This is a genomic window from Ruminococcus flavefaciens 007c, from assembly GCF_000571935.1.
In the GTDB taxonomy this organism is placed as follows: Bacteria; Bacillota; Clostridia; order Oscillospirales; family Ruminococcaceae; genus Ruminococcus; species Ruminococcus flavefaciens_F.
Genome location: NZ_ATAX01000024.1, coordinates 96,617 through 119,967 on the forward strand (window position 1 = coordinate 96,617; position 23,351 = coordinate 119,967).

23 protein-coding genes are annotated in these 23,351 nt (G+C 41.4%); 17 read left to right on the forward strand and 6 right to left on the reverse strand.

Translation table 11 applies throughout. The features are described from left to right. Window positions 1-30 precede the first annotated feature (30 nt). A complete protein-coding gene (locus RF007C_RS17485) occupies window positions 31-1,476 on the forward strand; it encodes an HAD-IIB family hydrolase (protein ID WP_161634884.1) in 1,446 nt (481 codons plus the stop codon). A gap of 3 nt (window positions 1,477-1,479) precedes the next feature. Here the strand turns inward: RF007C_RS17485 and yunB are convergent, their stop codons facing one another. Continuing rightward, the gene (yunB, locus tag RF007C_RS08375; RefSeq protein WP_037299092.1) at window positions 1,480-2,124 is read right to left on the reverse strand and encodes a sporulation protein YunB; all 645 of its coding nucleotides are present in this window, start codon (window positions 2,122-2,124) and stop codon (window positions 1,480-1,482) included. 138 nt (window positions 2,125-2,262) lie between these two features. Between yunB and RF007C_RS08380 the strand changes: the two genes are divergently transcribed. The 5 genes from RF007C_RS08380 to RF007C_RS08400 all read left to right on the forward strand — a co-directional run bounded on the left by RF007C_RS08380 (window position 2,263) and on the right by RF007C_RS08400 (window position 8,500). Continuing rightward, window positions 2,263-4,827, forward strand: coding sequence for a translation factor GTPase family protein (locus RF007C_RS08380; RefSeq protein ID WP_037299095.1), 2,565 nt, complete (start codon window positions 2,263-2,265; stop codon window positions 4,825-4,827). A 242-nt stretch (window positions 4,828-5,069) separates the two neighbouring features. Further along, window positions 5,070-6,467, forward strand: coding sequence for a pyruvate carboxylase subunit B (locus tag RF007C_RS08385; protein ID WP_037299097.1), 1,398 nt, complete (start codon window positions 5,070-5,072; stop codon window positions 6,465-6,467). A 12-nt stretch (window positions 6,468-6,479) separates the two neighbouring features. Further along, window positions 6,480-6,869 (forward strand): OadG family transporter subunit, encoded by a 390-nt coding sequence (locus tag RF007C_RS08390; RefSeq protein ID WP_019678643.1) that lies wholly within the window; start codon window positions 6,480-6,482, stop codon window positions 6,867-6,869. A 2-nt stretch (window positions 6,870-6,871) separates the two neighbouring features. Further along, window positions 6,872-7,270 (forward strand): biotin/lipoyl-containing protein, encoded by a 399-nt coding sequence (locus RF007C_RS08395; RefSeq protein WP_019678644.1) that lies wholly within the window; start codon window positions 6,872-6,874, stop codon window positions 7,268-7,270. 12 nt (window positions 7,271-7,282) lie between these two features. Continuing rightward, window positions 7,283-8,500, forward strand: coding sequence for a sodium ion-translocating decarboxylase subunit beta (locus tag RF007C_RS08400; protein WP_019678645.1), 1,218 nt, complete (start codon window positions 7,283-7,285; stop codon window positions 8,498-8,500). Window positions 8,501-8,555: 55 nt separating this feature from the next. Here RF007C_RS08400 and RF007C_RS08405 read toward each other — a convergent pair whose 3' ends face one another. Both RF007C_RS08405 and tsaA read right to left on the reverse strand, forming a co-directional pair. Next, window positions 8,556-9,215, reverse strand: coding sequence for a DNA alkylation repair protein (locus RF007C_RS08405; protein ID WP_037299098.1), 660 nt, complete (start codon window positions 9,213-9,215; stop codon window positions 8,556-8,558). A gap of 32 nt (window positions 9,216-9,247) precedes the next feature. Next, entirely contained in the window at window positions 9,248-9,703 is a 456-nt protein-coding gene (gene tsaA, locus RF007C_RS08410; RefSeq protein WP_037299100.1) for a tRNA (N6-threonylcarbamoyladenosine(37)-N6)-methyltransferase TrmO, read from the reverse strand. 270 nt (window positions 9,704-9,973) lie between these two features. On the opposite strand from tsaA, the gene RF007C_RS08415 reads away from it, so the two are divergent. From RF007C_RS08415 to RF007C_RS08455, 9 genes are all read left to right on the forward strand, one after another. After that, window positions 9,974-11,194, forward strand: coding sequence for a phosphoglycerate kinase (locus RF007C_RS08415; RefSeq protein ID WP_019678647.1), 1,221 nt, complete (start codon window positions 9,974-9,976; stop codon window positions 11,192-11,194). 63 nt (window positions 11,195-11,257) lie between these two features. Further along, the gene (locus RF007C_RS08420) at window positions 11,258-11,482 is read left to right on the forward strand and encodes a hypothetical protein (protein WP_019678648.1); all 225 of its coding nucleotides are present in this window, start codon (window positions 11,258-11,260) and stop codon (window positions 11,480-11,482) included. A gap of 16 nt (window positions 11,483-11,498) precedes the next feature. Continuing rightward, on the forward strand, window positions 11,499-12,275 hold the full coding sequence (gene tpiA / locus RF007C_RS08425; protein WP_019678649.1) for a triose-phosphate isomerase: 777 nt from the start codon (window positions 11,499-11,501) through the stop codon (window positions 12,273-12,275). A 4-nt stretch (window positions 12,276-12,279) separates the two neighbouring features. Further along, on the forward strand, window positions 12,280-13,032 hold the full coding sequence (locus RF007C_RS08430) for a hypothetical protein (protein WP_037299101.1): 753 nt from the start codon (window positions 12,280-12,282) through the stop codon (window positions 13,030-13,032). Between the two features lie 59 nt (window positions 13,033-13,091). Beyond that, a complete protein-coding gene (gene gpmI / locus RF007C_RS08435; RefSeq protein ID WP_037299104.1) occupies window positions 13,092-14,612 on the forward strand; it encodes a 2,3-bisphosphoglycerate-independent phosphoglycerate mutase in 1,521 nt (506 codons plus the stop codon). 113 nt (window positions 14,613-14,725) lie between these two features. Next, window positions 14,726-15,769 (forward strand): FAD:protein FMN transferase, encoded by a 1,044-nt coding sequence (locus tag RF007C_RS08440; protein ID WP_037299106.1) that lies wholly within the window; start codon window positions 14,726-14,728, stop codon window positions 15,767-15,769. Next, window positions 15,762-16,118, forward strand: a complete 357-nt coding sequence (locus RF007C_RS08445) for a NusG domain II-containing protein (RefSeq protein ID WP_019678653.1) — start codon at window positions 15,762-15,764, stop codon at window positions 16,116-16,118. The genes RF007C_RS08440 and RF007C_RS08445 overlap by 8 nt, the downstream gene beginning before the upstream one ends. Further along, the gene (locus tag RF007C_RS08450) at window positions 16,119-16,625 is read left to right on the forward strand and encodes a Gx transporter family protein (RefSeq protein ID WP_037299107.1); all 507 of its coding nucleotides are present in this window, start codon (window positions 16,119-16,121) and stop codon (window positions 16,623-16,625) included. A 39-nt stretch (window positions 16,626-16,664) separates the two neighbouring features. Then, on the forward strand, window positions 16,665-16,886 hold the full coding sequence (locus tag RF007C_RS08455) for a hypothetical protein (RefSeq protein ID WP_037299109.1): 222 nt from the start codon (window positions 16,665-16,667) through the stop codon (window positions 16,884-16,886). A gap of 29 nt (window positions 16,887-16,915) precedes the next feature. Here RF007C_RS08455 and RF007C_RS08460 read toward each other — a convergent pair whose 3' ends face one another. After that, the gene (locus tag RF007C_RS08460; RefSeq protein WP_037299111.1) at window positions 16,916-17,431 is read right to left on the reverse strand and encodes a cob(I)yrinic acid a,c-diamide adenosyltransferase; all 516 of its coding nucleotides are present in this window, start codon (window positions 17,429-17,431) and stop codon (window positions 16,916-16,918) included. Between the two features lie 112 nt (window positions 17,432-17,543). Here RF007C_RS08460 and RF007C_RS08465 point away from each other — a divergent pair, with 112 nt between their 5' ends. Both RF007C_RS08465 and RF007C_RS08470 read left to right on the forward strand, forming a co-directional pair. Then, the gene (locus tag RF007C_RS08465; RefSeq protein ID WP_037299113.1) at window positions 17,544-18,332 is read left to right on the forward strand and encodes an HAD-IIB family hydrolase; all 789 of its coding nucleotides are present in this window, start codon (window positions 17,544-17,546) and stop codon (window positions 18,330-18,332) included. A 180-nt stretch (window positions 18,333-18,512) separates the two neighbouring features. Next, window positions 18,513-19,730: a 6-phosphofructokinase gene (locus RF007C_RS08470; RefSeq protein ID WP_037299115.1), complete on the forward strand. Its 1,218-nt coding sequence runs from the start codon at window positions 18,513-18,515 to the stop codon at window positions 19,728-19,730. A gap of 60 nt (window positions 19,731-19,790) precedes the next feature. Here RF007C_RS08470 and RF007C_RS08475 read toward each other — a convergent pair whose 3' ends face one another. After that, on the reverse strand, window positions 19,791-22,694 hold the full coding sequence (locus RF007C_RS08475) for a glycoside hydrolase family 9 protein (RefSeq protein WP_037299117.1): 2,904 nt from the start codon (window positions 22,692-22,694) through the stop codon (window positions 19,791-19,793). Window positions 22,695-22,769: 75 nt separating this feature from the next. After that, window positions 22,770-23,072 (reverse strand): YerC/YecD family TrpR-related protein, encoded by a 303-nt coding sequence (locus tag RF007C_RS08480; RefSeq protein ID WP_019678660.1) that lies wholly within the window; start codon window positions 23,070-23,072, stop codon window positions 22,770-22,772. Between the last annotated feature and the right edge of the window lie 279 nt (window positions 23,073-23,351).

Sequence of the window (23,351 nt, forward strand, 5' to 3'; positions counted from 1 at the left end):
GCCTTTTTGAATTATAGAAAAGAGTATTATATGAAGACACTTTATCTTTCTGATCTTGACGGAACTCTTCTTAACAGTAATCAGAGAGTTTCGGATTATACTGCAAAAACAGTAAACGAGCTTATAGACGATGGCATTTTTTTTTCGTATGCAACGGCACGTTCATTAAATACAGCGCGTAAAGTAACAAGCGGAATAAAATCAGGTATTCCTGTGATCGTATATAACGGTGTATTTGTTATTGATACAGCTACAGGTGAAAAAATGCTTTCAAATCTGTTCGGAGAAGATGTTCATTCGGTCATTGATGAGATGTTATCGAATGAAATATATCCAACAGTTTATTCCATTCAGAACGGAAACGAAAAATTTTCGTTTGTAAAGGACAAGATCAATGATGGGATGAAAGATTTTGTCAATTCAAGAAAAGGGGACAGCAGGACAAATCCTGTTGAAACATCTGCTGAGCTCCACAAAGGTCAGATATTCTATTTGACCTGTATTGACACCGAAGAACGACTCCTGCCTTTTTATGATAAGTATAAGGAAAAGTATCATTGTGTTTTTCAGAAGGACATTTATTCTGGTGAACAATGGTTAGAGATTATGCCGCTGAAAGCAACAAAATCCAGTGCTGCCGTGCAGTTGAAAGCTCACCTTGGATGCGACAGGCTGGTTGTTTTCGGTGATGCACTTAATGATACGGATTTGTTTGAAGCAGCCGATGAAGGCTACGCAGTAGAAAATGCAGCTGATGAGTTAAAAGAACTCGCCACAGGTATTATCGAAAGCAACAATGACGACGGCGTTGCAAAATGGCTTGAAAGGAATGCGAATATGAAAGATATAAAAATTTCGGTCACTGAACTTGGAAACCCTCGTAAGCCCCATGGAGAAGCCGGAAAAGAAATGCTTAACGGAATGAGCGAAAAACATTCTCCTGTTACAGCATGGGCGTTTTCATTTTTTGATTTTAAAGAAGATGACAGGATACTTGACATTGGCTGCGGTGCCGGAGAGGCTATACGAAAAATGTCATCAGAAGTTGCTAACGGAAAAATTTATGGTGTTGATTATTCTGATCTTTCGGTAAAACTGTCAACAGAACATAATTCAAAAGACGTTGAATGTGGAAAAGTAAGCATAATCAGCGCATCAGTAGAAATGCTGCCTTTTGAAAACAATTCCTTGGATAAGATAATAACCATTGAAAGTTTTTATTTCTGGCCTGATCCTCAGGAAAACCTTAAAGAAGTTTACCGTGTTCTGGACAAAGGCGGTAAATTTCTCATCGTAGCGGATATAAGCGGAGATGCCGAGCTTGATAAGGATGATATAGAAGGAATAAAAAAGTATGATCTTTTCAATCCTACACTTGCAGAATTTCGTGCATTGCTTGAAAATGCGGGCTTTATAGATGTAGCTGTTCATACAATTGAAGGCAAGAAATGGGTATGTGCTGAAGGAAACAAGTAAATGCTATTTCTGTGAAAAAGCTGTAATATACGGTATTTGTCCTACAACTATATTTTCGGCGATGAGAAATTTTAGCTCAGTTTCTGTATTATAGCTGTACATTGGTACAGAAGAAGACATTTTCACTTTGATTACGGCATATATTGTGTGGCAGGTCTGGTTTATCCCTGCCTCCCTGAAGTCGCTTTTCAATTCAACTGATGCTGAGCCAACAGGAGATACGTTTATTTTCAGCTTAGGACCTTTGCCGATAAGCAATGAATTATCTGTAAGCGAGCCAAATGGAATCTGTGTACTTCGTTTGCCGTTTCTTTCAAGGCTTTGATTGATCTTCAGCGTCACTTCCGCCTGTACTTTATTTATGTTATATGATAACATTTCAATGGAAGATACCTTTTTATCTTCGTCAAGCAATAAAACCGCAAAGTCTGAATATGTAAATTTATTTTGTGAAAGATAATCGGTCAGAGTTGCCTCTATAACTTCGTTTGCGGTCTTTTCTGCAAAATGTACTGCCTGTATCCTTGCAACAGGCCTGATAGAGTTATCAATTTTATAAAAAGAGAAAAGCAGTATAATTATAATGCTTAATCCGCCTATCATACCTTTTGTTTTCTTATTTATGTGAGTTTTGGATCTTTTTTTCATAATTCCTCCTGTATTGCAGCCTTATTGTATAAGATATTATATTCGTACGTACTTTTTAATGTGTAACATTTTATTTTGTATAGACAAATCTCTGGTTTTATGTTACAATAAAACGAAAAAAACAGCCGAGGTGATCTGATGAAGAATATTATAATAGGTATAACTGCTCATGTAGATTCAGGAAAAACTACGCTTGCTGAGGCTATTCTTTACAAAACAGGTGTTATTCGTAAGCCGGGACGAGTTGATGACGGTAATTCTGTCCTTGATACAGATTCCATTGAACGAGAAAGAGGTATTACCATTTTTTCTTCACAAGCTGAGTTTAATGTCAATGATACTCACTTTACCCTTCTTGATACTCCCGGACATATTGATTTTTCGGCTGAGACCGAGAGAACTATGTGTGTACTTGACTATGCTATCCTTGTCATTAGCGGAACAGACGGCGTTCAAAGCCATACTGCGACGCTCTGGAAGCTTCTAAAAAAATATGAGATTCCTGTTTTTATTTTTGTAAATAAGATGGATCTCATTGGGGCGGACAAGTCTTATATAATTGGTGAGCTCAGAAAAAGACTTTCGTTATCATGTGCTGATTTTTCGGGAAACGATGATGAAATTGCAGAGAATAGTGCCACGGTTTCCGAGGAGCTGATGGAAAAGTATCTGTCATCTGGAGAGCTTACATCATTTGAGATCGCTGAAGCTATAAAAAAGCGTGAAGTATTCCCGTGTTTTTTCGGATCAGCATTGAAAATCAACGGAATAGACGAATTTATCGATATAATTGAGCGTTATACGCTTTCAAAGCTGTTCGGAAATGACTTCGGTGCCAAGGTATATAAGATTTCTTATGATTCAAAGGGCAGCAGACTTACTCATATGAAAATTACAGGCGGACAGCTGAAAATGCGCGATGAGATGCATTACAGCGATTCCGACGGTAATGAATACAGCTGTAAAATTAGCTCGGTAAGATTCTATACAGGCGAGAGGTTCAAAACAGCCGATTATGCAGATGCAGGAGAAATATGCGCAGTAACAGGACTTACCGGTACTTATCCGGGACAAGGCCTCGGATTTGAGAATAATTCCGATAGGGCTTCGCTTGAACCTGTTATGACATACAGAGTCATTCTCCCAAAAGAGAAAAATTGCAGTGAAGCTCTGAATGAATTCCGAATACTTGAAGATCAGGATCCAATGCTTCATATTTTGTGGAATGAGGATAGTAAAGAGATTCATTTACAACTTATGGGGGCTGTTCAGACGGAAGTCCTGACAAAACTTGTACTCGAAAAATATGGCTATGAAGTTTCTTTTGCGGACGGAGCAATTACTTACAAGGAAACGATTCGTTATCCTGTGGAGGGAGTGGGACATTATGAGCCTCTTCGGCATTATGCAGAGGTGCATATTCTTCTCGAACCGATTCCGCTGGGCAGCGGACTGGTATTTTCATCTGTCTGTCCTGAAGATGACCTTGACAGGAACTGGCAAAGGCTTATCCTTACACATATGGCCGAGAAAAGTCATATTGGTGTGCTTACAGGTTCGGCGGTAACTGATATGAAGCTTACGCTTGTAAGCGGAAAAGCTCACCTGAAGCATACGGAAGGCGGAGATTTCAGACAAGCGACCTATCGCGCCATAAGACAAGGATTAAGAAATGCAGAATCAGTCCTTCTTGAACCGTATTATGACTATGAGCTTGAGGTCCCGACAGAAAATGTGGGAAGAGCGATTGCTGATTTGCAGCAGATGTCGGCAGAATTCGATGCACCTGTAAATATGGGAGATAATTCACTGATAAAAGGCTGTGCGCCTGTTTCGGAGATCGGCAATTATCAGTCAGAAGTTATATCGTATACCCGCGGTAAGGGGAGACTATCATTCAATATAGCGGGTTATAAGGAGTGCCATAACACTAATGATGTAATAGTTATGATCGGATACGACTGCGACAGTGACGTCGAAAACAGCGCTGATTCTGTCTTTTGTTCTCATGGTGCTGGATATATAGTAAAGTGGGACGAGGTATATGATAATATGCATCTCCCTCTTTATCTTGAACAGAAAGAAGAGCAGAGCAGTACATCAAACAGCGAAAAAGCAAGAAGATTAGTGGAAAAAGCTGTAAGTGATGAAGAGCTCATGGAAATATTTGAGAGGACATACGGAAAGATCAATCGTGACCCTGTTCGTGCCTTTAAAAAGACAAAAGCTGTTTCTGTCGAGGATAAAAAGGTCAGACTGCCTAAGTATGACGGACCAGATTATCTTCTTGTTGACGGTTATAATATTATTTTTGCATGGGATGATCTAAAAAAGATAGCTGAGGAGAACCTTGATGCTGCAAGGGGAGAACTAATAAATCGTATGTGCAATTATCAGGGCTATGCAGGCTGTGAACTGATACTTGTGTTTGATGCCTATAAAGTCAAGGGAAAACACAGGGATGTTGAAAAATATTGTAATATTAATATTGTATACACCAAGGAGTCAGAAACGGCTGATACATATATTGAGCGCGTTTCACATGAGCTTTCAAAGAATCACCGCGTCCGCGTTGCAACTTCGGACGGTACGGAACAAATGATAATTCTTGGAAACGGAGCAATGAGAATCTCAGCAGAGGAATTCAGGAAAAGATATCGGGTTGCTGAGAAAGCAATACACGAATTTATTGACAGCTTATAACAAAAAAATCAGATCTGCCCGAAACAGGTCTGATTTTCTTTTTTTTTGTTTAAATAGATTTCTTATTTGCTTAAATTAAAAAAATAATTATAAAATATGAAAAAATAGTGGAAATTTAAAATCGGATATGTTATAATAAGATTTGATTGGGGTTTTTTTAAGGAAATAAATATATTTCTTTACCTCTGATCGTAGTTTAGTATTTTTTCTGCAATGCAGATTTATTTTGAGGAGGCTTGTACATGAAAAAAGTGCAACTGACAGAAACTGTTTTACGTGATGCCAATCAGTCACTGATGGCTACGCGTCTGCCTTATTCGGATTATGAGGGTATCCTTTCCGATATGGACAAGGCAGGTTATTATTCCATAGAATGTTGGGGCGGAGCTACATTTGATTCCTGCCTGCGCTATCTTGGTGAAGATCCTTGGGAGAGACTCCGTAATCTGAGAAAAAATCTTCCCAACAGCAGACTTCAGATGCTTCTCAGAGGTCAGAATCTTCTGGGCTATAAGCACTACCATGATGACGTAGTTGAGAAGTTCATTGAGCTCTCTATCAAGAATGGTATCGATGTTATACGTATTTTCGATGCTCTCAATGACTTCAGAAACATTGAGACCGCTCTGAATGCTACAAAGAAGTATGCAACTGAAAAGACTATTGCATCAGGCTGTATCTCTTATACTCAGAGTCCTGTACATACCGTTGACAAGTACATCGAGATGTGCAAGGAGCTCAAGACTATGGGCTTTGATACTATATGCCTCAAGGATATGGCTGGCACAATGTCTCCATACGAGGCAGAACACCTTATCAAGGGCATCAAGGACGCTATCGGCGATATGACCCTTATTCTTCATACTCATTGCACAACAGGTATGGCTTACATGACAATTACAAAGGCTATCGAGTCAGGTATTGATGTAATTGATACAGCTACATCATGCTTCTCAGGCGGTACATCACAGCCTGCAACTGAGACTATGTTCTATGCTCTCGAGCAGTATGGCATAGAATCAGGCCTTAACGAGGATATAATCAATAAGGTAAATGACTACTTTAAGCCCATAAAGCAGAAGTACATCGACAACGGTCAGCTCAATCCCAAGAGCCTCGGAACAGACGCTCAGGCTCTAGTATATAAGGTTCCGGGCGGTATGCTTTCAAATATGATAGCTAACCTTACAGATATGCACGCTATGGACAAATTTGATGACGCTCTCGCGGAGATCCCGAAGGTAAGAGCCGATATGGGCTATCCTCCGCTTGTTACACCTCTTTCACAGATGGTCGGCAATCAGGCTGTTACAAACGTGCTTGTAGGTGAGAGATACAAGAACATTTCCAAGGAGATCAAGAATTACATAAAGGGCGAATACGGTAATCCTCCTGCTCCTATTGCGCAGGAGCTTGTAGAGAAGGTTCTTGGCGACGGTGAAGCTGTTGACTGCCGTATCGAGGATCAGAAGCGTACAGGTGAAGAATTCGCAGCTGCAAGAGAAGCTCTAGGCGACCTTTGCAGAAGTGAGGAAGATGTAATGAGCTACATCTGCTATCCCGATCAGACCGTAAAATTCCTTAATGACCGCAAGGCTAAGGAAGAAAACGAAGCTGTTTACACTATCGAAGAAATGTAAGGAGGAAGAGGTATGTTAGATAATATGCTGATTCCTGCCGCAGTTGAAAAAGCTGATGAACTTTCTATAGGTGATGCAGCGGTAACAGCCGTTTTTGGTTATTCTGTTGTTTTTGCCGGCCTTGTCATTCTTATGATAGTTCTTTACTGCACAGGTGCTATATTCAAGTCTAAGGATGCAAAAGCCAAAGCAGCTGCCGAAGCTGCTGCAAAGAAGGCTGTTCCCGCTGAACCTGCTGCTGAAACAAAGGCTGAACTTCCGCTTGCACCCGGTTCGGCAGGTCATGTAAAGCTCTTTGACGTTCCTGATAAGGAAGCTGCAATGATAATGGCAATTGTTGCCGATAAAATGCAGAAGCCGCTCAATGAGCTGCACTTTATTTCCATTAAGGAGGTCAAATAATCATGAAGTATAAAGTTACTCTTAACGGTAAAACCTATGAGGTTGAGGTAGAGCAGGGAAAGGCTGTTCTGCTTGATGAATATGAGGCACTTGCTCCTGCACCTGCAGCAGCTGCTCCCGTTGCCGCTGCTCCGGCGGCAGCTCCCGCTCCTGCGGCTGCACCTGCTGCTCCCGTAAATCTTGCAGCAGGCGAGACTGTAACTGCTCCTATGCCGGGTAATATCCTCAGAGTTGATGTTGCTCAGGGCGACACAGTAAAGGCCGGACAGATACTTATTATCCTTGAGGCAATGAAAATGGAGAACGAGATAGTTGCTCCGAAGGACGGCACAGTTGCACAGGTAGTTACAAGCAAGGGTTCAGTTGTAGATACTGGTGCTCCTCTTGTTGTTATAGCATAAGGGGGACAGAAAATGGACATACTTGAAACCCTGAAAACCCTTTGGGAAAGCTCCGGTTTCCACAGCTTTCTCGTAGACGGAGGCTGGAAAAACCTTATAATGATAGCGGTTTCCTGCGTACTCCTCTATCTCGGAATAAAGAAGAAGTTTGAACCTCTTCTTCTCGTTGGTATAGCGTTCGGCTGTCTCCTCGTAAATCTTTCATATTTTGGCGCAGGTTCGGCAGACGCACTTTATCACATGGACCTTTGGGATAATTTCCTTAACCATGATCATCCCGATTATCACAGCTACGGCGCTATTATGCGTAACGGCGGACTTCTTGATATCCTTTACATCGGTGTAAAGGCAGGTATATATCCTTCACTCATCTTTATGGGTGTTGGCGCTATGACTGACTTCGGTCCTCTCATCTCGAATCCTAAGAGTCTCCTTCTCGGAGCTGCTGCTCAGATGGGTGTATTCCTTGCATTTTTCGGAGCTGTTTGCCTTGGATTCAGCGGAAATCAGGCAGCTTCTATCGGCATCATCGGCGGTGCCGATGGTCCTACTGCTATCTTCCTCACAACAAAGCTGGCTCCCGAGCTTCTTGGACCTATCGCTATTGCGGCTTATTCATACATGGCTCTTATACCTATGATTCAGCCTCCGCTTATGAAGCTTCTCACAACCAAGAAGGAAAGAGAAGTCAAAATGGAGCAGTCAAGAACTGTGTCCAAGACAGAGAAGATACTTTTCCCGATCATTGTTGCAATGTTCGTAATACTTCTTCTGCCTTCTACAGCTCCTCTTATTGGTTGTCTTATGCTCGGAAACCTTTGGAGAGAGTGCGGCGTTACAGAGAGACTTTCTGATACAGTACAAAATGCCCTTATGAACATCGTAACTGTATTCCTCGGAATCTCAGTTGGTGCAACAACAGCTGCTGAGCGTTTCCTTTCACTTGAGACTATCAAGATAATCGTTCTTGGTCTTACAGCATTCTGCTTCTCAACAGTAGGCGGACTTCTTGTCGGTAAGATTATGTATAAGGTTACAGGCGGCAAGGTAAATCCTCTTATCGGTTCCGCAGGTGTTTCTGCTGTACCTATGGCTGCTCGTGTATCTCAGATGGAAGGTCAGAAGGCTAATCCTTCAAACTTCCTGCTCATGCATGCTATGGGTCCGAATGTTGCAGGTGTTATCGGCTCTGCTATCGCAGCAGGCTTCCTCCTTGCAGTATTTAAGTGATAAAAGTATAAAAATACCCGAAAGCGGTCGCAAAGACTTGCTTTCGGGTTTATTTTTATATGTATTTGCTTGCTTCCTTTATGCTGAGACTGCTAAGCTCGTTTTGGTACTTGGTTATAAAGACCTTCACCCATTCAGGAGAAGTTTTTGAGTATTCCCTCAACGCCCAGCCGATAGCTTTATTGACGAAGAATTCGTCAGTATCAAGACAATTTTGGATTATTTCTTCTAACAGCTCTGTGTTGGTTTTATCTTTATATGTCAGCTGGTGCTGGATAGCTGTTCTTTTAAGCCAGATATTATCGCTTTTTGACCAATCGATCATCATTCTGCCAACTCTGTTATCTCTTAAACCTATATCGCCAATGACTTTGCACAGAAAATCAATAGTATCCCACCATGATTTGGCAGTGATATATGTCTTTATTTTATCAATATCTTCATAAGAAAGATATTTCTTCATGGCGAGCAGATAATCGTAAACAAGATACTGCATTTCTCTGTGATTATCTTCATAGCATTTATCAAGAAGCTCCCAGTCGATTCCTTTGGCAGCCTTTTCAGACTTAATGAAGTCTTTACACAGTTCTTTTCTTTCAGGTGATGGTATACCGTAAAAATCAAACTTGTTTTTCATGTACGCTGACATTGCAGAAGCTTTTTCCGAGTCTTTTGATTGCTTAAACAATTCTGTGATTACGTTGAATTTATCCATAGAAATCTCCGTTCATAATTGTTTGGTTATTTTCAAAAATAATTTTTCATAAGGCAATCTGCCCATTCGGGTACAGATGCGTCTTTTTTATCGTATACAGGATAATACGGCTTTATATCAAGAACCGGTGTTCCGTCAACTGCATCGAGCCCTTTTACAACAAGCTCGTCATCTGATACGGAAACTATTTCCACAGCTGTTATGCCGATCTTATTCGGTCGATCTTTGCTTCGTTGCGAGAAGATTCCGACTAAAGGCATATCAGAGCGGTTCTGAGGTCGCCTTTGAAGGTGTTTTTCACATTCGTAATTGGCCTGATCAAGATAGAAAAGAATGATACAGTGTGAAAAGTCTTCAAGACCTTTGAGACCAGATATGAATTCAGCTTTTATTTCAATTGTCGAAATATCCACACCCCATGATATGTCTTTCTTTTCATGAACATTGTTTTTTACCGTTCCGACAGGTGACATAATAAAGTTTTCCATTTGTTTCTCCTTAAATATAACTTTTTATAAATTATACTTTACATAAAATACTTTGTCAACACAGAATATGTTATTTTATCGAATGAACAGTGTTTTAACATGGAGATTTTTATATATTGGCTCCGACCAAAAAAATTTTACATCTTTAACATGAAAAAAATTACGGAAAGGCTTGCAAAATCTTTCAAAATAGTGTAAAATAGAAATGTACGTTGTTAATAATATAACAACAGCTAAGAATGTATCATATTACGAAAGGATGTCATACCCATGGCAGGATTAAACAAGGTTACTGTAGAAGACATTAACGTTAAGGGCAGAAAGGTTCTCGTTAGAGTTGATTTCAACGTTCCTATGAAGGACGGCGTTATCACTAATGATAACAGAATCCAGGCTGCTCTTCCCACTATCAATAAGCTTGTAGAGAACGGTGCAAAGGTTGTTCTCTGCTCACACCTCGGAAAGCCCAAGAACGGTCCTGAGGCTAAATTCTCACTTGCTCCCGCAGCTAAGAGACTCGGCGAGCTCGTTAAGACAAATGTTATCTTTGCAGCTGATGATACTGTTGTAGGCGACAACGCAAAGAAGGCAGTTGCTGCAATGAAGGACGGCGAGATCGTAGTTCTTGAGAATACACGTTTCCGCGGAGACGAGGAGACAAAGAACGGCGAGAACTTCTCCAAGGAGCTTGCTGATCTTATCGATGGTGAAGTATTCGTTATGGACGCTTTCGGTTCTGCTCACAGAGCTCATGCTTCCACAGCAGGTGTTACAAAGTTCGTTAAGGAAACAGCTGTTGGTTACCTTATGCAGAAGGAGATCCAGTATCTCGGTAATGCAGTAGAGGTTCCCGAGAGACCTTTCGTTGCTATCCTCGGTGGTGCTAAGGTTGCTGATAAGCTCAATGTTATCTCCAATCTTCTCGAAAAGTGTGATACACTTATCATCGGCGGCGGTATGGCTTATACATTCATTAAGGCACAGGGCGGCTCTATCGGTAAGTCTCTTGTTGACGAAGAAAAGCTTGACTACTGTAAGGAAATGCTCGCTAAGGCTGAAAAGCTCGGCAAGAAGATCCTTCTCCCTGTTGATACAGCTGTTGCTGATTCATTCCCGGATCCTATCGATGCAGAGATCAGCGTAGACTATGTTGATGCTGACAAGATCCCTGCTGATAAGATGGGTCTTGACATCGGACCTAAGACAGCTGCTATCTTTGCTGAGGCTGCAAAGTCTGCTAAGACAGTTGTTTGGAACGGACCTATGGGTGTATTTGAGAATCCTACCCTCAAGAAGGGTACAGTTGCTGTTTGTGAGGCTCTTGCACAGGCTGATGCTACAACAATCATCGGCGGCGGCGACTCTGCTACAGCTGCTATTCAGCTCGGCTTTGCTGACAAGATGAGCCACATTTCAACAGGCGGCGGTGCTTCACTTGAATACCTTGAAGGCAAGGTACTTCCCGGTGTTGCAGCTATCGCTGAAAAGTAAACCATATCAACAATAGGGCGGATAGAGATATTCGCCCTTGTTGCAGTAAATGAGGAAACTATTATGAAAAAATGTAATTGTATGTGTAAATTCAATGAGGAGATCAGAAGCAGCAGTGCAGCATTATGGCTGTTTGCACTTTGCAGTTTTCTCATAGGCGTCATCGTAGGTTTTATGTTTTCTCCGATAAAGAAGGGCGTGAAGATCGGCTGCAATAACGGTAATAATACATACCCGCAGGAACCGGACATGCTTCCTTATTACGATGACGACGAAGTAAAATTTTAAAAAGGAGTAAAATAACATGAACAAGTCACTCAGAAAGGCTATTATTGCCGGTAACTGGAAAATGAACAAGACTCGTCCAGAGGCAAAGGAGCTTCTCGAAGCTATTAAGCCTCTCGTAGCAAATGCTGAGGGCAAGATCGAGGTTATCGCTTGCGTTCCTTTTACAAACCTTGAGACAGCTATCAATACAACAGCAGGCAGCAATGTTAAGGTTGGCGCTGAGAACGTTCATTTTGAAAAGAGCGGTGCTTTCACAGGTGAGATCTCCGCTGATATGCTTACAGAACTCGGAGTTGAGTACGTTGTTATCGGTCACAGCGAGAGAAGACAGTACTTCGGCGAGACAGACGAGACAGTAAACAAGAGAACTCTGGCTGCTCTTGAGGCTGGTCTTAAGCCTATTGTATGCGTTGGTGAGCTCAAGTGGGAGCGTCAGTGCAACATCACTGAGGAGGTTATCGCTCGTCAGATCAAGCTTGATCTTTGGGATGTAACTGCTGAGCAGGTAAAGAACGTTGTTATCGCTTACGAGCCTGTATGGGCTATCGGTACAGGTCTTACAGCTACACCTGACCAGGCTCAGGAAGTTTGTGCATTTATCCGTGCACAGCTCGCTAAGAAGTATGATCAGGCTACAGCTGATGCTGTAACCATCCAGTACGGCGGCTCTATGAATGCTGGCAATGCAGCAGAGCTTCTTGCACAGCCAGATATTGACGGAGGTCTCATCGGCGGTGCTTCACTGAAGGCTGCTGATTTCAATACTATCGTTCAGGCTGCTGTAAACGGCTAATTGCATGGAAAATGACAAGCCCAAAAAGTCTGGCTTTTGGATTGCAAATTTAATTATAAGTTTATTTTTCGTTTTAAGCTCGTGCTTTGTAGGTATATGGACGTTATCCGTCGCAGGCTTATTTCCGTATTTTTTCATTGTACTGCTTGTACTTTTTTTAATGATTCCTGTGTTATATAGAAAAAATCAAAAAGATGGAAAATATAAAATTCCATTGTGGACGGTGCGCATAGCCTTTGTATTGATAAGCTTATTATTTGTTGTCTTACCATATATTGGTTTGAAATTTAAATATAACAAGTTTTTTTATACTCCCAAAAAGATCATATACACCTATGGAGTTTATACATTAAGTTCGAATATTGACGAAATGCTACCTAAGCATTTACCGTTAGAGTGTCGTGAGTATAAATTTATTACTCAGCTTGGCAGTATTGCTCAGGATTATCACCCTTCGGTGTATCTTATGTTCTACACGGATAATGATACACTTATGCAGTATGAAAAAAATTTCAAAACTATTCCAGATGTTAATATAGCTTCTGGCGAATGTAAGGAGCATGACTATTATCAATTTCAAAATGAAGTTTTTTTCTATCCAAAAAACTTTCCTGATCATGTTTTCTGGAGACTTGATGATATCCATAGAGAAAAATTCAAAAATATGGAAAATGCAAAGATTTATATCGCAGGAGATTATTATACTCATGGTTGCCTTCTCGACTATGATTCGGGACTTGTCGTTTTCTGGACTTAAACACATAATTATGAAAGGGCGGGAGCGATTCCGCCCTTATGTATGAAAGGAAAATTAGAATGTCAAAGAAACCTGTAGCACTTATAATCATGGACGGCTTCGGCTACAATCCGGATACATACGGCAACGCTATAGCTGCCGCAAAAAAGCCGAATCTTGACAAGTATATGGCTGAGTGCCCGAACACTATAATCGGAGCAAGCGGTCTTGATGTAGGACTGCCCGACGGACAGATGGGTAACTCAGAGGTCGGTCACACAAATATCGGTGCTGGACGCATAGTTTATCAGATGCTCGTTAAGATATCGAAGGATATCAAGGACGGTACTTTCTTCAATAACAAAGCTGTTCTGGACGCTATGAACAATTGTAAGGCAAAGGGCAGTGCTCTTCACCTTATGGGACTTCTCTCTCCCGGCGGTGTTCACAGCCATATGGAGCATCTCTACGGAATCGTTGAGATGGCTAAGAAGAACGGCCTTGACAAGGTGTACATCCATGCATTCCTCGACGGACGAGATGTTCCTCCATCATCAGCTGCTGAGTATATGGAGGAGGCTGTTGCTGAGCTCAAAAAGATAGGCGTTGGTAAGATAGCAACTATCTCGGGACGTTTCTATGCTATGGACAGAGACAATGCCTGGGACAGAGTTGAAAAGGCTTATGCTGCACTGGTTTACGGTGAGGGCGTTAAGGAATCTGATCCTGTACAGGCTATCAAGAATTCATACGCAAATGAAGTTACAGACGAATTCATGCTTCCTACTGTTATTGAGTGCGGTGCACAGATAAAGGCTGATGACAGCGTTATCTTCTTCAACTTCCGTCCTGACAGAGCAAGACAGATCACACGTTCATTTGTTGATCCTAATTTTGCAGGTTTTGAAAGAAGAAACGGCTTCTTCCACGTTAATTTTGTCTGCATGGCGCAGTATGACGCTACAATGCCTAATGTTTCAGTTGCATATCCGCCTGAGCAGCTCACTATGACAATGGGTGAGTATCTCGCTAAACTCGGCAAGACACAGCTTCGTATCGCTGAAACTCAGAAGTATGCTCATGTTACATTTTTCTTTAACGGTGGCGAGGAGAAGCAGTTCGAGGGAGAGGACAGAATTCTTATCAAGTCTCCCGACGTTCCTACATTTGATCTTAAGCCTGAAATGAGCGCTTATGAAGTTTGCGATGCTGTATGCGAGGCTATCGATTCTGACAAGTATGATGTTATCATACTCAACTATGCAAACTGTGACATGGTTGGTCATACAGGTATATTCGATGCAGCTGTAAAGGCTGTTGAAGCTACAGACACTTGCGTAGGCCGTATGGTGGACAAGATACTTACAAAGGGTGGCGCAGCTCTTATCACAGCCGATCACGGTAATGCTGACAAGATGATGGAGCCTGATGGAAGTCCGTTTACTGCTCATACAACAAATCCTGTTCCTCTTATCGCAGTTGGCGTAGAGGGAGAACTCATGGATGGTGGTGTGCTAGCTGATCTTGCACCTACAATGCTTGATATAATGGGAGTTCCTCAGCCTGCTGAAATGACAGGAAAGAGCCTTATAAAGAAGTAATAACATAAAAAGCGGATCATATGATCCGCTTTTTCTTGCAAAAAATCAAATGTGGTTGCAAATACTAACAAAATATGCTATAATGTTTTTTAGTAATGATTAGGAGTTAAAATATGGCAAAATTTAAAACAGTTGTTATGACGTCTGTGTTTATCGTCTTTTTACTTTGCGGGTGTGAAAGTAAAGCTGAACCGAATGTCTCGGATGATATATCGATGACGCGCGATGTATTTGCAATGGATACATTTATGAATATGAAAGCATATGGGAGCAATGCTGAAAAAGCGCTTTCAGAAGCCGAGAAAAGAGTATATTCTCTGGAAAACGAACTCTCTGTAACTTCTGAGTCAAGCGATATATGGTCAATAAATCATAGCCAAGGTGAAGCTGTTACGATATGTGACGATACAGCAAAGCTTGTGAACAAGGCTATCGAAATAGGTGATAAAACCAACGGTGCCCTTGATATTACATTATATCCTGTGCTGAAAGAATGGGGATTTACTGGAGAAGAGTATAAAATTCCCGAACAGAGCGTTCTGAATGAACTGCTTTCATATGTAGATTACAGTAAAATTGATATTGAGGGAAATACTATTATTGTTCCGGAAAAAGCCGAAATAGACCTTGGAGCTGTTGCAAAGGGCTATACAGGCGATGAAATTATGAAAATTTTCAAGGAAAACGGTGTGAAATCCGCAATTGTAAGCTTAGGCGGCAATGTACAGGCTCTTGGTTCGAAGCCTGACGGTTCTGACTGGAAAGTTGCTGTGAGAAACCCTTTTTCCCCTGATACAGATATGTGTGTTATAACAATATCTGATAAAGCTGTCATAACTTCAGGAAATTACGAGCGTTTTTTTACTGATGATAACGGGAACAGATACTGGCATATTCTGGATCCTGCTGACGGAAGACCAGCAGATAACGGCCTTGTTTCGGTGACAGTGATTGGAGACTGCGGACTTGACTGTGACGCTTTGTCAACAGCGCTTTTTGTTGAAGGATACGAGAATACAAAAGATTTCTTGCGCAATAACGATGGTTATGATCTGATTCTTGTTACTGACGATAATATAATATTTTATACCGAAGGTCTGATTGAAAGTTTTTCCAATATCAGTGATATGGAGGCAGAGGTGATAAAGCTTGACTAAAAGTGTAAAAGTGCTTCTTGTTTCTGTTTTATTACTATTTATAGGTTCGGTGATAGCAGTAATTATTATTGTACGCAAGCCTAAGGGGACATATGTCGAGATCGTTCAGAACAATGAAATTATTTACAGTTTTGATCTCTCCGAAGAAAAGAATAGAACATTCAGAATTGCAGGTCAGCAGGGCGGCTGGAATGAGGTAAGGATAGAGGACGGAAAAATAAGTATAACAGATGCGGACTGCCCCGACCATACATGCGTAAAAGCAGGAGTTCTTCGCTCGGAGAATATTCCGATAGTTTGTCTTCCACACAAACTTGTTATACGTTTCGCGGATAAGGAGCAGAAGTAAATGAAAACAAAAAAAATTGCACGGCTTTCGCTTCTGACGGCAATCGCTCTCATTATCTTTATTATCGAGCTCAGGATTCCGGACCTGCTTCCTATTCCCGGAGCAAAACTCGGGCTTGCAAACATTATAACAGTATACGCAGTATATAAGTACAATGCCAGGGAAACTATACTGCTCGTCATTACAAGAGTAATTCTCGGAAGCCTGTTCGGCGGAAATGTTTCTGCAATAATGTACAGCATGGCAGGTGCCATGTTCTGTCTGATCTGTATGCTGCTGATACGCAGGATCATTCCGTTGAACTTTATATGGCTGAGCAGCGTAATTGGTGCTATACTTCATAATACAGGCCAGATATTGATGGCGATCCTCTTGATGCGGTCATTTGCTGTGCTCTCATTTTATCCTTTTCTTATAATTACGGGTACAATTGCAGGAGCTTTTACAGGACTTTGCGCACAGTACATTATAAAACGTCATATACCTGACAAAACAGTTGAAAAATGATATTTTATGTGCTATAATTATCACTGAGGTGAAAATATAATGAATCCATTGAACGCTTTAAAGCTGAAATCTCTTTTTGAAAGATTTATTGCAAATCATCCGAAACTGCCTATGTTTTTTAAGGCTGCTATGGGTGAGGTACGTGAAGGAACAATAATCGAAATAAAAGTTATAAGTCCCGAAAACAAGACTATATTATCAAATATAAAGATCTGTGCTGATGATATGTCTATTGTTGAAGAATTAAAAGAAATAAGATGAAAAAAAGCTGCCATATCTAATGGCAGCTTTTAGTATTCTATGCCTTTGCGGGCAGATATTCCTCTGTTAAAAGGATGCTTTACAGCTTTCATTTCTGTAATGTAATCAGCTTTGTTTATCATTGACTGGGAGGGATCTCTTCCTGTTATGATTATTTCAGCCTTGTCTGTCCAATGATCAAGAAATAAATTGCATAGCTCATGGTCAATAAGTTTTTTATTGCAGGCATCAAGGAACTCATCGAGCACTACAAGCTGTATTTCGCCGGATTTAAGCAGATCAATACCTTTTTTCAGCATTTCGTTATGGCACAGAGTTACTTCCTTTTTTTCGAATTCATTCATGGCATATGTAAACTTGTTACACTTTTCACAGCACATGACATGAATATTACCTATATTACGCAGAATGTTGATCTCAGACGAAGAACCGTTTTTGAGAAATTGAAAAAAAGCAGCCTTCATTCCCGCACCTACAGCTCTTATGGTAAGACCGATCGCGGCTGTTGTTTTTCCTTTTCCGTTTCCGTAATAAATGTGAAGCATGATATCCTCTCCTTTATGCCATTATAGCATAATGTGCGAATATACGCAATACTTGACATTCATTTTTTTATGGAATATAATAATATTTGATATGCAATTAAGGAGTGTTTTAATGAAATCAATAGTATTTTTCGATATAGACGGCACTATTGCCACTGAAGATGAACGTGCCTTTATACCACAGAGTACCCGCGATGCTATAAAACGTACACGTGAACTCGGAAATCTTACTTTTATAAATTCGGGACGCACAGCATTCAATATTAGTCCTCGAATAAAAGAGCTTGGGTTTGACGGGTATATCTGCGGCTGCGGAACATATATAGAATACAATAACGAATTAATGTTCAGAAGTATCATAGAAAAAGATGAATGTCTTCGTATAGCCCAATTGATGCGTAAATGCAATGTCACACCTGTATATGAACATACTGACGGTTATTTCTTTGACGATAAGGCTCCTATGACAGATGGGCTGCGTTATTTTATGGAAGTGTTCGTTGACAGCGGGATCGATGTCAGTAGGAGAGTAGAAGATGATGAGTTTATATTCGATAAATTCGTCATATGGACAAATGAAAACAGCGATATGGAACTGTTCAACAGGGAAATTGGCAAGAATTATACTATAATCGATCGCGGTAATGGTTTTTATGAAAATGTTCCTCTTGGATATTCCAAGGCAACGGGTATTGCAAAAATTCTTGATATACTCGGTATACCTTTGGAAAATGCCTATGCAATAGGGGACAGTATGAATGATCTTTCGATGCTGAAGGCTGTTCCTAACAGTATTGCTATGGGAGGAGCAGAAGTCTTATATCCGTATGTTTCATACATAACAACTCCTATCGAAAATGACGGTATCTATAATGCTCTGAAGCACTTTGATCTGATATAAAAACTGCATATATTATGCAAATATTGCTATAATAATCAAATATTGCGCTTTTTTGCCCGTTTTTTTTGGCGTTTCTTGTCCTTGAAATGCCTATACGGCTTATGTTATAATATAAATGATGCCTATGGCAAATAATTCAGGGGAGGGACGTTCTGGTTTTTGACCAGTTACGGAGAAATAATGAATATTGCAGTTGCTCAGTCAGGTGGACCTACCTGCGCTATAAATGCTTCATTGGCAGGCGTTTATAGTGCAGCTCAGAAGGAAGCAAGTATTGATAAGATATACGGTGTTTTAAACGGTATCGAGGGTATTATTAACGACGAAATGGTTGATCTTTCGGAAAAAATATCCAGCGATGTAAATTATCAGCTTCTGCTGAGAACGCCTTCTGCTGTACTTGGTTCGTGCAGAAAAAAGCTTCCCGATCACAGGGAAAAGTCCGAAATATATGAGAAGATAACGGAAATCCTCAGAAAAAGAGGGATCGGTATGTTTTTTTATATCGGCGGAAACGATTCTATGGATACTGTCGCAAAGTATTCGGATTATCTCAGGTGCAACAATATTGATGATATAAAAATAATCGGCATCCCCAAGACCATTGACAACGATCTTTGCGAAACCGATCATTCGCCCGGATTTGGTTCTGCTGCTAAATATGTAGCTGCAACAGTTCAGGAAATAACACGTGACAGTAATGTATACAGTATACCTTCCGTAACTATAATTGAAACAATGGGACGCCATGCAGGTTGGCTTGCAGCTGCTTCCTGCTGTATAAGAGCAAACGGAGAAGCTGCTCCTCATTTGATATACCTTCCCGAGACAACATTCAGCATAGAAAGATTTTTAGCAGATGTTAAAAATGAAATGAAAAAACACAGAGCAGTAATCGTTGTCGTATCAGAGGGAGTAAAAACTGCTGAGGGCAAATTTGCTGCCGAAGAATATCAGTCAGGTCAGAAGGATGTTTTCGGACACAGTTATCTTTCAGGAATAGGAAAATTCCTTGAAAAGCTTGTTGCTGCTGAAATTGGCTGTAAAGTACGTTCGATTGAGCTTAACGTTATGCAGCGCTGTAGTTCGCATATCGCTTCTTTGGAGGACATACAGTCATCGGAAGCAATAGGAATGGCAGCTGTTGAAGCTGGCATTTCCGGTAAATCAGGCTGTATGATGACATTTGTAAGAGAGTCTGATATGCCCTACAGCTACAGGATCGATACAACAGATGCTTCAAAGGCTGCAAATTCCGAAAAATTCTTCCCACGTGAATGGATAAATGAAGAAGGAAATAACGTTCTTCCGCCTGCATATGATTATCTTATGCCTCTTATCCAGGGAGAGCTTCATGCTATTATGAAGAATGGTATGCCACTAAATTTTGTAATATAACAAGGATGAATATTATCAGTAAAAAAAGCTGCACGTTAAAACGTGCAGCTTTTGATTTTATTATGCCTTAGAAGGATCAAGTGAAGTGATCTTCTTGAGAAGGAACTGCTGGATACGAACTGCGTCGTCGCCTGAAAGTCCCTTTGTTGACAGGTCAACATCAGCGTTGATATTTCCAATTGAAGTAAGGGGCTTAGCAGCTGTACCGCCAACACCGTATTTGTTGGGATTTGCAAGTGCCTGTAAAATAAGGATTGCATCTGAAAGATCAACCTTTCCGTCACAGTTTGCGTCTCCGTATAAAATATCAACGGGATCAGGACCGGAAGAACCGGGACCTCCTGGATTAGAAGGATCTCCGGGGATAACAGTGCCGGGGGTAATATTTGAAGGTGTATCTTCCGGCTTTGTTCCGTCAGGTTCTTCGCCCCATACCAGCTTGTCATCAGCGTAAAGTGTGATCTTATCGGTTATTGCAGCTGCTTCGTTTTCATCAGCAAATGAAACGATATCAGCATAGCTGTAGTCATTCTTGGAATCCCAGATAACGTCTTCATAAGTTTCGAGATCCTGCTTGTATCCAAGTGCGAACTGGAATACGCGGCTGCCGTAGAAGTCACAGTTCAGCCACTGCATCTCAACGTAGTATGTGCCGTCATCGTCGTACTTGACGGGTCCTGTGAATTTGGCCTCATTCTTACCGTTTGAATAGCTCTTTTCCTGATCGTAGTCGATACGGTAGAAGATATACTGGTCAGGATCGTATCCTGCGTCAACGAGTTCCTTGATATTGAAGTAATATCTTGCCTTGAGGTTGCTCTCGAAACGAGGCGGGTTGATAGTTCTGTTGTAAACAACTACTTTGAGCTGAACGCTGCCGTCCTGTTCCTGGTTCTTTCCTCCTGCACAGTAGAGACCTACAGGCAGAGGATTGCCGTCTGCATCTATCTGATCGTAACCGATAGCGTTTTTGGACATATCGAAATCAGGAATTATGTGATTTTCTTTTTCGAGTTCCTTGCCCTTTGCACCGTAGAAGTGGTACAGACCGGCAAGATCTCCGCAGAAGCCTGCATTATAGTCATCTGTAACTTCGTTATAAATGTAATCCTTAGTAATATCAACGTGTACGTCGTCAAGATCGGGACCTCCGACAAGTGCGCCCCAGAGAGTATGTACCTGAACTACAGGATCTTCCATGCTCTGCTTACCTGAGCAGTGTGAAGAACGATGATGAGGCTGTGATGCAAAGTTGTTCTCGTATCCTACCTCATAAGCATATCCCATGGGGTTTTTACCGAGGATGTATTCCATCTGAGCCTTTGCCCAGGGGAGGAAAGTCTCATCACCGGTCGTCTTTGCGTATACGCAAGCACACAGACCTGCTGCGGTATTGTAACGTGCTGAACCGTAGCCTGCAACAACTGCCCAGCCGTAAGGTGACTTGGCGATAAAGTCGCTGCTTGTGTCGCTGTCGGGGAGATCAGGGATCTGATCGCATGTCATAGGAGTATTCCAGAGATAGTCATCCATTCCGAAGTACTTATGACCGTGAACAGGTTCATAGCCCCACTTTGATGTATCTGTTTTTGCGCTGCAGCCTGACCAGAACTCAAGGTTGTAGCGGAAAATATACCAGTCACGGGCAGTATTTGTTATAGGAGCAAGCTTAGCAAAAACTCCGCCCCATACTGTATCCCAGCAGTGTACCCAGATATTCTGCCAGCAGTTACCTGTATCTGTGATTATACGCTTCATATATCCTGTGTAAGGATGAGCGCCCTTATCGTTTGTTGTAGTTTCATCAACATCGATGATAGCTCTGATATATTTATCGTATGCTGCGTCCTTCTGAGTTTCGTCTTCGGCAACAGCTGCATAGTAAAGCCATACAGCAGCCCAGGAAAGCTCATCATAATCGTAGCTTGAGTGATAGAATCCGCCGTCATATCCGAGAACCAGCGAGCTGGGCGTAGAACCGGGAGTCCATGACTCTTCATGTGTTGCAACAGCGAGCTCATAAAGTGCTCTTGCATATTTAAGGTTCTTTGCAGCATATTCAGGATCTGTATCCTTGAAATTGAGATAATTGATAGCAAGAGAAGCTGAAGCGCCTGCACACTGATCGGGAGCGGGCATTTCAGTTGTTGCAAAGTAAGCGGGTCTCTTTACCGCACAGCTTGATGATGCAACAACAGTATCATCAACCTGAAGCTCGGGAGCACACCAGTAGTTATGGTCGTTATTACCCTCTCCGACCTGATAACAATAAGCAATTGCGTTGCCATCATCATCAAGGAATGTAGCCTTCATATAATAATCGTTGATCCAGCGCATCTCGTCCTCAACGTGCTTATCAAGGCCCATTTCTTTGTATGCGTCTCTGAATTCATAATATCCCCAGCCGACGGTTGAAGCAGAGAAGCTTCCGGGGAGACCGAACTTTACATGGTCACCGGCGTCGTGCCAACCGCCTGTGAGATCAAGTTTACCGTCGCCGTCCGGATCAAGATACTTACGGTTCTTTTCGATGAATGATGAAGACATATTAACGCCTTCATAAAGTCCTTTTGCAGCACTGAGACCGCCGTCGCCGTCACCTTCGCCCTTAGGCTGTTCATCTTCCTTTTTAGGCTGATCCTTGCCATTCTGAGAACCGTCGTTCTTTGCCTCACCGTAAAGCTCAGGCATAGGGTTCATTGGCTGGAGCGGGATCTCGGCGTCCTTAACGTGGCAGTTTCCGCGCCAGGAATAGTAGCCGTCGTTTGCAACTTCGTCTCCGCACTTGTTTGCATCGTAGAAACACAATGCAAGCTGAAGAGCTTCAGCAAAGTTGTCGTAATTGTTGGGTTTGCCCTCTGTTATAACAGCAGCATTAGCTGATGTTATTATACCGCTTGACAGAAGTGTTGCGGCTGCAGAAAGGCAGGCTAATGATTTTTTGAATATCTTCGCCTTTTTCATTTAGATCTTCCTTTCAAGAGTAATTTTATATCTAACGGAGTATTCCAGCCTATGAAATACTCCGCTTTAGCCGTTTTACTTCAGCAGATTTTTCTTTTTAAGTCTGTCGAAAACAATATTATATCCGTCATTTCCGTCTTTAAGGGAACGATTAACCCTGCTGATGGTCGCCGTGCTGGCACCGGTTTCGGTAACGATACTATTATATACTCTGTGTTCATCAAGAAGTTTAGCAACATGAAGACGCTGAGCAAATGCTTTAAGCTCGATACTTGTACAAAGATCATCAAAGAACTTATAACAGTCATCAACCGAATCAAGAGTCAGAATAGCTTCAAAGAGCAGATCCATACTTTCTGATTTAATTTTGTCGATCATAGTAATTCTCCAATCTGCCATAAAGGCGTAAGCAACAATTTCTTACTTTACATTTTAACACATTATTCCGTAAAAGTAAAGCCTTTTTCTACAAAAAGTAAGTCAATACAAAGAACGATACATAAAATGTAAGGTAAAAAGTCATAAAAGAGCATACACCTTTGTGTATATCATAACACATTCTAAACAAAAAGTAAAGGAGATTTTATAAAGTCCGCAAAAAATGGGTAAGTAAGTGCTAAATCAGCAAATTTCCGTATATGATATTACCTTGGGTTT